8 protein-coding genes, 1 tRNA gene and 1 pseudogene are annotated in these 10,075 nt (G+C 67.8%); 4 read left to right on the top strand and 6 right to left on the bottom strand.

Going from position 1 to position 10,075, the window contains the following annotated elements:
- From ETD85_RS55725 to ETD85_RS55710, 4 genes and pseudogenes are all read right to left on the bottom strand, one after another.
- Positions 1-584 (bottom strand): annotated as a pseudogene (locus tag ETD85_RS55725) (hypothetical protein); the annotation flags it as partial.
- A gap of 1,223 nt (positions 585-1,807) precedes the next feature.
- Positions 1,808-2,005 carry a hypothetical protein gene (locus ETD85_RS55720; RefSeq protein ID WP_138697952.1) on the bottom strand — a complete coding sequence of 66 codons (198 nt, stop codon included), beginning with the start codon at positions 2,003-2,005 and terminating at the stop codon, positions 1,808-1,810.
- Entirely contained in the window at positions 2,002-2,403 is a 402-nt protein-coding gene (locus tag ETD85_RS55715) for a hypothetical protein (protein ID WP_138697951.1), read from the bottom strand. Before ETD85_RS55715 ends, ETD85_RS55720 begins: the two co-directional genes overlap by 4 nt.
- 303 nt (positions 2,404-2,706) lie before the next feature.
- Entirely contained in the window at positions 2,707-3,999 is a 1,293-nt protein-coding gene (locus ETD85_RS55710) for a hypothetical protein (protein ID WP_170247382.1), read from the bottom strand.
- Between the two features lie 822 nt (positions 4,000-4,821).
- Here ETD85_RS55710 and ETD85_RS55700 point away from each other — a divergent pair.
- The 4 genes from ETD85_RS55700 (at position 4,822) to ETD85_RS65250 (ending at position 9,027) form a co-directional block, all read left to right on the top strand.
- On the top strand, positions 4,822-5,541 hold the full coding sequence (locus ETD85_RS55700; protein WP_138697949.1) for a DUF4429 domain-containing protein: 720 nt from the start codon (positions 4,822-4,824) through the stop codon (positions 5,539-5,541).
- A gap of 481 nt (positions 5,542-6,022) precedes the next feature.
- Complete coding sequence (locus ETD85_RS55695) at positions 6,023-7,651, top strand: ABC-F family ATP-binding cassette domain-containing protein (protein WP_138697948.1); 1,629 nt, start codon at positions 6,023-6,025, stop codon at positions 7,649-7,651.
- A gap of 288 nt (positions 7,652-7,939) precedes the next feature.
- The gene (locus ETD85_RS55690; RefSeq protein WP_206059504.1) at positions 7,940-8,761 is read left to right on the top strand and encodes a helix-turn-helix domain-containing protein; all 822 of its coding nucleotides are present in this window, start codon (positions 7,940-7,942) and stop codon (positions 8,759-8,761) included.
- Positions 8,758-9,027 carry an integrase core domain-containing protein gene (locus ETD85_RS65250; RefSeq protein ID WP_206059503.1) on the top strand — a complete coding sequence of 90 codons (270 nt, stop codon included), beginning with the start codon at positions 8,758-8,760 and terminating at the stop codon, positions 9,025-9,027. Before ETD85_RS55690 ends, ETD85_RS65250 begins: the two co-directional genes overlap by 4 nt.
- 140 nt (positions 9,028-9,167) lie before the next feature.
- On the opposite strand, the gene ETD85_RS55685 is transcribed toward ETD85_RS65250, so the two are convergent.
- A tRNA-Arg gene (locus ETD85_RS55685) sits at positions 9,168-9,241 on the bottom strand.
- Positions 9,242-9,295: 54 nt separating this feature from the next.
- A complete protein-coding gene (locus tag ETD85_RS55680; protein WP_138697947.1) occupies positions 9,296-10,030 on the bottom strand; it encodes a ZIP family metal transporter in 735 nt (244 codons plus the stop codon).
- Positions 10,031-10,075: the final 45 nt, after the last annotated feature.

Genomic DNA, 10,075 nt, shown 5'->3' with positions numbered 1-10,075 from the left:
CGCACGAGGGGGGCACTCGGGGGGCCGTTACCGTTGCTGCATCGCTTGGGCGGGGTTTTCTCGCCGGGTTGAAGAGTGCACCCGTCGTGGTTGCGGACGAACGCCGACAACACGTTGCGGATGCTGTCCCGGTCGTGAGTCGAGTCAAAGGCGAGGCGTTGCAGGGCATAGATGCCGCCCAGTCGCACGTCGGACTTGGTGGAACCGAGCTGTTCGACGGCTTTGGTGTACCGGTCGGTGATCTGCCCCTGCTGCGTGGTGTTAAGCGTTTGAGCGGTGTACCAGAGCCCCAGTGCCGTGAACACGACACCGCCGATCACGACCAGCCCGGTCACTGCCTGGACGAGCGTGTGACGCGCGGAGTTGACTGCCTCCACCCGCTCGGCAGCGGTCATCTCTGTGCGTTCGACGTCCGTGAGCGGGGCGCGCTCCCCAGCGAGGTATCGGGCGGCCGGCCCGATGAGGGCTGCGAGCGCGAGGCAGGCCGCCAGCACAACCGCAACGCCGCCTAAGACCCAGCGCGCCCAACTTGGTCCTTCTATCCACATGATCGCGGCACAGGCGCAGGCGGCGATCAATGCCAAGAGCGGGACCAACCACAGCCCGCGCCGCCCCCACCTACGGCGCGGCGGCGCGGGGGGTGGGGGGTCGTCGGGCGGCTGTGCTGGTTCTGGCTCCGCCGGTGGGGGTAAGGGCGGTGTCCGCCTCCTGGTCGAAGAGGCGAGGGCGGCTCCGGCCGCGGCCGATGTGAGGAGCGCGGCCAGCGTGAGGGCTGCGCGGAGAAGCAGGGGTTTACCAGCCATGCTGATCATTGCACCAGGTCCGCTGGCCCCAGTGGAACAGGAGATGATCGACCCTCGCGACCACACAGCGTGACGCCTATTACTCCGCGCTACTTTGCGGCTGCTGGCAGCGACCCGAGGTTCCGGAGCCGTTCAAGAGCGCGGTTGGTCACCTCGGAGACTGCCCGCAGCGTGGCGGTTGTCAGCGGGAGGTAGTCGTCTTCGGTGCCGGGATCAGCAGTTCGGGCTCCTGGTGTAACACGCATGAGCCGGATACAGCATCGTGCTGGGTCGAGCTGCTAGACGTCGAGTGTCCAGAGCGGGACGTCGCCCATGCGCAGCCCAGCGCTCCGCACCGCGCGAACAACACGGTGGGGTTGAGCGGCGGAAGGAAGATCACGTCGGCCCAGGTGCACTCGAGCGGTATCACTAGTTCACGTAGACGGTGCTCTCGGCCGGTGTACTCGGCGACGTGGCGCGCGTGGAGGTCTGGGTAGCGTTCGCGAAGCATTGCCAGCGGTAGCAACTGGTCACCGCGTGGATCCGTGATCATGGCGTGGAAGAGGGGCCCGCGAGCGCGCTGCTGAGTGGGTTCGGTAGACATGAAAAAGCGTCGGGCTGGGAGAAGGCCGACGCATGATCATTATATCCGATGCCCTTCATGGGACCTGCACGGAGAGCTACTTGATCTCGTGCTCCTCCGCCGCAGTGGCGAGGAGGACGCGGGCGTTCTCGGCGTAACGGATGGCGGTCTTGGGATCCAGGCCGAAGACGGTCGCCAGGTGTAGCGGATCCGGTCCGGTGACGAGGGCTTCATCGCTGGTCGGCCTCGTCTTGGGTGAGCCACCGGCCCATCAGGCTTGTACGGTCGCGGTCGACGGCCAGCAGGATGATGCCCTGGGGCGCGTCGCCCTGCAGGTGCAGCGCCGAACGCTACGTCCACCGGTCTCCCACCTCGGGAAAGCCAGCCTTGACGTACTCGGGTACCTCCCACGAGCCCACGGCCACGGGCTGATCAGCGTTCATCACTTGCTCACTCTCCGGGGCTCGCGGCACTCGACGCACGTCTCGTGGCTGGGGTAGTTGGCCTGTCGGCACCCGCACCGCCACATCAGGCCGGCGCGCACGGCAGCGCGCATGATGGCCGGGGCCTCGCTACCTTCCGCCGAGCCGAGCAACGAGACGGTCACGGCCTCAGCCCGCTCGTCCTCCATCTCGATCACGCGTCGACCTCCTTGGCGAGCTCGGCGAGCAGTCCCTCCAGCGGAGCGGCGTTGCGCCACTGCGGGCCGTCCTTGCTCGTCACCGGGGGCAGCGCGGCGACGTGCGCTCTGATCGCCTCCGCCACGTGCACCACGGCGGCGAGGCTCGTCAGCGGCAGCGGAGCGCCGGTGTTGTCGAGCCACCCCCACCGCCAGTCCCAGATGATCGTGACGCCCTTGGTCCACGAGTCGTCGGTGGGCGGGGTTTCTGGGGCGAAGTGCCAGTGCATCCCGGGGCCGTCGTCCGCCTCCTGCCCCTTCCATTCATGCTGGTCGGCGATGATGCCCCCAGCGTCGAGCGCGTCGGTGATCTGCCGGGCGTACCCCCCGACGCACTCGCCGATGGTCCGCCGCTCCATGAAGATCCCGATGCGGCGGCCGGCGCGGAGCCCAGTGCAGCGCGTCCACCGCCGACATCTCCCGCTCGTGGTCCGTCAGCTCGTGCCACGTCGGCACGAGCGTGCCCTCGTGGGCGATCTGCTGACGCTCGGCGGCCAGGCTTCGCGCGGCGGTGTACTCCGCGTCGTCGTCGAACGGGTACTTAGCCATGGGCCCTCCTCGGTGTCCTGTCTCGTTGCACTTGCACGAACGTGCACATCGGGTCGTCCGGCTGGTCCTGACGGCCGTCCGGTGCGCAGGCGTCGTCACGACCGTCCCCCCGGTCACCTGGTCACCTCGCTGCGGCCCGGACGCTCGGTGGCGATCGCCTTTCCGGGCTCGCGGCGACCAAGCGCGCGGACCTTGGCTCGAGCGGCCTGATAGGCAGGATCCTCGTAGGGCGGGCCGCTGAGCCTCGCGGTGGCGTCCGCACCGGTGGTCACCTCATGGACTGGTGGAGGAGCCGGCATACTTGCGGCGGCAACTACGTAAGCCTCCTCACCGGGACCCAAAGCTCCGGCACGTCGACGAACAACCTCGACCGCGATCTGGGCGCATGCCTCACACGGCTGGCCGGTATCCAGGCTGCGGCGGTCTTCGCATCGGACATCAGGGCAGTGGTAGCCGCGGTGGACGATGGTGATGGCCACCGCAGTGACATCGGCGACGTCCTCGCGCCACCGCCAATGCTCCCAACGCCGGCGGATCCGCTCGGCCAGCTCCGCCGGGGTACGGATGGCGAGTTCGGCAGCGATCGCGGCCAGCACGCGCCGCCGGCCGAACACCGGGATGGCCTGAGCCAGTGTCGCCGGCAGCGCATGACGGTAGACCTCGGCCGCCTGACGCTGAGCCGCCGAGTGGTGCACCGCCGGCGGCCTGGCCCGCGTTGAGGAAAATTGTCGTCCAGGGTCCGGCGGTTGGGCTTCTACTACCTGTACGTCGCCTGCGGCGGGAGGGCGAGATGCGTCCAGCTGTGATGTCTTATGATCATGTGCCTTCTGTGGACTGCCCGGATCTGCCAGGGGTGACTGCCCTGCCCTGCCAGGAGTGAATGCTCTGGGTTGCGAGGGGCTGGTGGTGTGACGGCGGCCTTGTGTGCCGTATGCGGCAGCTACGGTGGCCGCCTCGTCCGGGTCCGGCACGGGGCGTACGAGCAGGCGGCCGCCGCGGCGCTGAGTGACCTCGGCCTGGCCCGCGCGTTCCAGTTCCCGGAGCCTGCGCCGGCCGGTGTCGGCCGAAGCACCCAGCATGCCGCCGAGGTGGGCCACAGAGGTCTCCAGCGGCTGGCCGGCCGCACGCTGGCTGGCCAGTATCAGCGCGTACAACCGCCACGCGGCCGGGGAGATGCGCTGATCGGCATCGCTGGAGGTCGACAGAAGATCCAGCGTCCAGGCCGGTACCCGCACGAACGGGTCGCCGGTCTCGCGGGGCAGCCGCAGCGCCGCGTGCCGAACCGCCCGTTTCGCCCCCAGCGGGCTGGAGCGGGACAGCCACGGCCCGCCCGCGTCGTCGGCCAGCAGCAGCTGGCGACGGGCGCTGTCCAAGGTCTTCTCGTTCACGCCCAGTGCGTCGGCCACCCAGCAGCGCCGCGCGTACGCCGGAGCTCGCCCGCCCCCAGGGCACGGGGCATCAGCGTCTCGTACATCGCCCACGCGGCCACCGCCAGGGCGCCGTGTGAAGGCGAGCGCAGCAGTGAACGGGGGACTTGCACTGTCCCCGTGGAGACGCCTTGGAAGCAGGCGCGGCTCTACGATCCGCCGTGCCGGTCGGCGTCTCTTCCTGACAAGCCGCGCCGCTCGCTCCCGTCACTTGGCCCCACCCGCGAAGGAGGTGGCCACGGACGGCGAGATCATTCCGCGTATATTCCGCGAGCGGCGGCACTCGCGGGCCCGCGACTGGCACACGGTGGCACACGCCGAGCATCGGCGGGCAGGCATTACCGCAGGTCAGGCCCGAGCTTTGTCTGGCCAGTGAAGCGCGCCCTGCAGGATTCGAACCTAATGACCGTCGGATTAGACGCAAGATCCTTTAGTGCCGCGCGGTGCCGTTTCGTGATACCTAGTGCCACCTCAGCGCGCTTTGCGTGTCAGGTGGTGCCGGGCCCTGACGACGCATGGCGGGGCGTACGAGCACGCGCCGAGCACGGCTGAAATCCTAATTGGATCATTGCAGGTGGCGCCACACCATGAATCCGGGACGTCACGCGCGAATGCCATCGCTCGAAGGGCCGCGATCTGGACAGGTCGACCGCTCCCCGCTCCTCCAGAGTGCGCTAGCAGAAGTCGCCATCGTCGTCGTCGCCGAACGCAGCGGCCAGCGACGGGCGCAGGCCCAGCCGGCTCGTCGCGCGGCCGTCCGTCTGCGCAGCCCCCGGCGTTCGGGCACCTATCCTTGCGTGCATGGGTGAAGTACTGAAGGGGCGAGGTTGCGCGTGGGAGTTCGAGGACACAGGGCTGCGCATCACGCCTGAGCCGGGTAAAGCCTCGAAACTGAGCATGGAGCTCGGTGAGCGGTTCGTGCCGTACGAGGCGCTGGCCGATGTCATGGTGGAACCCAGTGCACGCGGCAGGGTGATGTTGCGGGTAGTTCCCCGGGAGGGGGCCGATCCGGTTATGTCCGCGGCAACGGGGCAGCTTCAGGAGTCGCTCGATCCGTACCGGCTGGTGCTGCCCGCCGCCACGAAGACGCTGGCTGACCAGTATGCCGACGAGATGCGCGCGGCCCTGTCCGAGCGCGGTCCGGCTGAGCGGTTCCTGATCGCCGGTCCTTCGGTGCCGCGTAGTTTCAAGGCATGGGACGGTGAGGCCGCCTTCGACGGGCAGGCTGTCACCTTCACCTGGTTCTCCTCCGGAGCTTCCCCGGCCAAGTTCACGGCAGGTGACCGGCGTTACCCGATCACCGAGATCGAGGGCGTCGATTGGCATGCACTGGAGGACGCTCGCGGGTCGTTGCGACTGCGCATCCGTGGGCGGCAGGCCCTGTCCAACCCCAACAACGATCCCGCCTCCGTGGTGTTCGGCATCGGCTGGGGAGCCACGCATCACTCCCTGCCCTTCGCGGCCGCCGTGCTGGCCGCCGTACAAGCTTCCATGATCGAACAGGTCGCGGCGGAGGGCTGAGTTGGTGTCCCGTATGTCACTTGTGCGCGTTGGCGCCTTGGAACTCAAGGCTCTGGGGTGCCAATCTCCCGTCATCGGTCGGAGCCGCGGAATTTGGGCGAGCGGCTGACTCGGTTTGAGCAATCGCTCAGACAGCGATTGAAGGATCGAATGATGTGCCCGGTCAGAGCGAGGGTGCAATTTTTCGGCGCCCGTACGCTCACCACCAAGATCTGAGCAGCATCGGCCAGCCGAATACCCTGACCACCAGCAGATATAGAAGTCGAAACAGCGCGAGAGGCAAGCCCAGAAGATCAGGTCAGACCCTCATCACCAGTTTCTGGCACCGGACAGGCTCCGGCCGACGCTCGCGGGCCTGTCGCTCGGTTTCACACCCCCCATCATGGACGGGCCACCCAACCACCGCGCCACTAGCTCGGGGCCTGGCCGCCGTGGCCACCCCGACGCCCTCCTGGCGGGCGGCCGATAGTCTTGGGTTCTGATGACCGCCACTCTTATTGCGAAAGAACTCGCCGCCGGCCACGGTGACCAGGTGCTGTTCGCGGATCTCGATCTGGTCGTTGCGCCCGGGGACGTGGTCGGGCTGGTCGGGGCGAACGGCGCGGGCAAGTCGACGCTGCTGCGCCTGCTGGCCGGCCTCGATGCCCCCGAGCAGGGCTCGGTACGGCTCACTCCGCCCACCGCCAACGTCGGCCATCTGCCCCAGGAACCCGAACGGCGGCCCGGTGAGACGGTCGCCGAGTTCCTCGCCCGCCGGACGGGCGTGGCCGCCGCGCAGCGCGCCCTCGACGCGGCCACCGAGGCTCTGGTGAGCGGAGACCCCGGCGACGCGTACTCCGAGGCGTTGGACCGCTGGCTCGCCCTCGGTGGCGCGGACCTGGAAGAACGGGCCGGGGAGGTGACCGCCGGCCTCGGGCTCGCGGTCGACCTGAACCAGGAGATGACGTCACTGTCCGGCGGCCAGGCCGCACGGGCGGGTTTGGCGTCGCTACTGCTCAGCCGCTACGACCTGTTCCTGCTCGACGAACCCACCAACGACCTCGACCTGGACGGCCTGGAGCGGCTGGAGCGCTTCGTGACCAGCTTGCGCGCTGGAACCGTCGTGGTCAGTCACGACCGCGAGTTCCTCACCCGCTGCGTGAACCGGGTCCTCGAACTCGATTTCGCCCAGCAGCAGGTCCACGCCTACGGCGGCGGCTACGACGCCTACCTGAACGAACGCGAGATCACCCGTCGGCACGCCCGCGAGCAGTACGAGAGCTACGCCGAGACCAGGATGTCGCTGGAAGCCCGCGCCCGAACCCAGCGCGCTTGGATGGAGAAGGGCGTCAAGAACGCCCGGCGCAAGGCCACCGACAACGACAAGATCGGCCGCAGCTTCCGTACCGAGACGACCGAGAAGCAGGCCGCCAAAGCCCGGCAGACCGAGAAGCTGATCGAGCGGCTGGATGTCGTCGAGGAACCGCGCAAGGAATGGAAGCTGCAGATGGAGATCGCTGCCGCGCCTCGTTCCGGGGCCGTGGTGGGGACGTTGCGCGGCGCGGTCCTACGGCGCGGCGGGTTCTGCCTCGGACCGGTCGACCTGCAGATCGACTGGGCGGAACGAATCGCAATCACCGGCGCGAACGGCTCCGGCAAGACCACCTTGCTCGGTGCGTTGCTCGGCCGGTTTCCCCTCGACGAGGGCGCCGCCGCGCTCGGCCCCGGCGTGGTCGTCGGCGAGGTCGACCAGGCACGTGCCCTGTTCGAGGGTGACGAGCCGCTGCTCGAGGCGTTCGGCGCGCTCATCGACCTGCCCCCGGCCGACGTCCGCACCCTGCTGGCCAAGTTCGGCCTGCGGGCCGGCCACGTGTTGCGCCCGGCGGCCACCCTGTCCCCTGGCGAACGCACCCGGGCGGCGCTCGCCCTCCTGCAGGCCCGTGGGGTCAACCTGCTCGTCCTCGACGAGCCCACCAACCACCTCGACCTGCCCGCCATCGAACAATTGGAGTCGGCTCTCGCCTCGTACCAGGGGACCCTACTGCTGGTCACCCACGACAGGCGCATGCTGGAGGGGGTCCACACCACCCGCCGTCTTCACGTCACGTCCGGACACGTCACCGAGGGCTGATCGCACGCCGCGAGGCGGTCGCGGCCTTCGTATCGAAGCATCATCGCCACGGACCTTTTCCACATCGATACGGTGCTCGACGTTCGCTTGTACGTGCTGTTCTTCATCGAGCACTGCGCCTGCCGATAATTACATCCGTCCAGGTCATGGCTCTGGGAGGGCTTCGCGTGGCGTACGCGAGCTCCGGTCACCCGAGAGGCGGAAGCGTGTCCCGCTCGACAACACGATTTCGTGCTCTGAGCTGGAGTTTAGCTGCGTGATCACGGCGGCGGCTGCGACCATCGCAAGGTGTTGTCATCGCTGGTCTACCGGTTGCTGAGGTGCCTGTGCGGCCTACTGACGGTGCTGGTCCGCTCTGATCTGTCCAAGGATGTTGAGCTGCTGGTGCTCCGCCACGAGAACCAGGTGCTCCGCCGTCAACTCGGTGTCCGACCGCGGTGGGGTCACGCTGACCGGCTCTGGCTTGCGGCATTGTCGCGGCTGATCCACCGCCGCCGGTGGGCGGAAGCCTTCCCGGTCACCCCAGCCACGATCCTCCGCTGGCATCGCCACCTGGTGGCGCGTAAATGGACCTTCACCGACCGGCGACGCCCAGGGCGGCCCTGTACCCACCGGCCGGCCAAGGCCCTGATTGTGCGGATGGCGCGAGAGAACCCGACCTGGGGACATCGGAGAATCCAAGGCGAATTGGCCCGGCTGGGCTACAACATCGCGGCCTCCACGGTGTGGGAGATCCTGCACGCGGCTGATATCGAGCCGGCACCCCGCCAGGCCGGTCCGACCTGGCGGCAGTTCCTGACCGCACAAGCCCACGCGATCATCGCCTGCGACTTCCTGGTAGTCGAGACGATAATGCTCAAACGGTTGTATGTGCTGATCTTCATCGAGCACGGCACCCGGAAATTGCACCTGGCCGGAGTGACCGCGCACCCGACCGGAGCCTGGACCGTGCAGCAAGCCCGCAACCTGGTCATGGACCTGGGCGATCGCATCGCCGGGCTGCGGTTCGTCATCCACGATCGCGACCCGCTCTTCACCTCCGCCTTCAGGGAGCTCTTCACGGCTGAAGGGCTGCGGATCGTCACCACGCTGCCCGGACGCCGAGGATGAACGCCATCTGCGAGCGCGTCATCGGCACCCTACGCCGCGAACTCCTGGACCGCATCCTGATCCTCAACGAACGCCACCTAACCGTCGTGCTCCGCGAGTATCTGATCCACTACAACGGGCACCGGCCACACCAGTCACGGCACCAGCTTCCCCCGGACATCGCGACGCAGCTCGCCCGGCACATGACCGACCTCAACGACCTGCGATCCATTCGCCGAAAACCCGTCGCCACAGGCACGATCAACGAATACCACCACGCCGCGTAACCGCAGCTCAGACCACGTAACTCAATATTCGAGCGGCACAGGATAGGTGCAACCGAGCACGCACGGAGCACGCAAGCGTCAGAGGAAAATTCTAGAACGCATCCGATCCTGCATCGCCGCAGGTCAGACCATGATCAAAGCGCGCCCTGCAGGATTCGAACCTGCGACCGTCGGATTAGAAGTCCGGTGCTCTATCCAGCTGAGCTAAGGGCGCTCCCGCCTTATTGTGCATGATCCGGCGACTTGTCATGCACAGGTTTTCCTCGTGTCAGCCTGTCATCCAGATCACACCCCACATGAACAGGGTTCCGAAGACCGTCGCCGTCAGTGTCCAGCCTGTGGCGTGTCGGGCCGTGTGGGCTTCAGGAAGGATATCCGACGTAGCCAGATAGAGCAGGAAACCGGAGAAAAGACCCAGGTACGCCTCCAGGATCCCGCCGGGGATGGTGATGAGGGAGGTCAGGGTGGCGCCCACCACCGGGGCCAGGGCGTCCAGGGCCAGGAGGGTGAGGGCTCGACGGCGGGCGTTGCCGTACAGCGACGTGACCGTGTACGTGTTGAAGCCGTCCGTGAAATCGTGAGCGATGACGCCTATCGCCACGGCCACCGCCAGGGAGGCGTCCGACTGGTACGCGGCGCCGATCGCAGCCCCGTCCAGGAAGCTGTGGACGACCAGGGCCGCGCCGGCGGTGAGGCCGATGCCGGCGTGGCTGTGGCGATGCACGGCGTAGTCGCCCTCGTGGGCGGTGTGCATGCCCATCGAGCGCTCCACGATGTGGATGCCGAGGAACGCCACGGCGAACATGAGCATCGACAAGGGCACGCCGTACACGTTCAGGGAGTTGTGGGCCAGGGCTTCGGGGAGGAGGTCGAAGGCCACCACGCCGAGCATCACGCCGGCGGCGGCGCCCAGGACGAGGTGGCGGTGTTTGCCGACGCGGTCGGCGACCAGCCCGCCCAGGAGCGTCATGAGGAATGCCGCCAGAGAGAGCAGGATGGGCATGAGAGCCCAGGTTAGAGGGGCGGGGGCTGTCTCTTATACCCATCT

It is taken from the genome of Nonomuraea zeae (assembly GCF_005889725.1).
In the GTDB taxonomy this organism is placed as follows: Bacteria; Actinomycetota; Actinomycetes; order Streptosporangiales; family Streptosporangiaceae; genus Nonomuraea; species Nonomuraea zeae.
The sequence above is the reverse complement of the archived record's forward strand: the minus strand, read 5'-3'. Positions and strand labels throughout refer to the sequence as shown.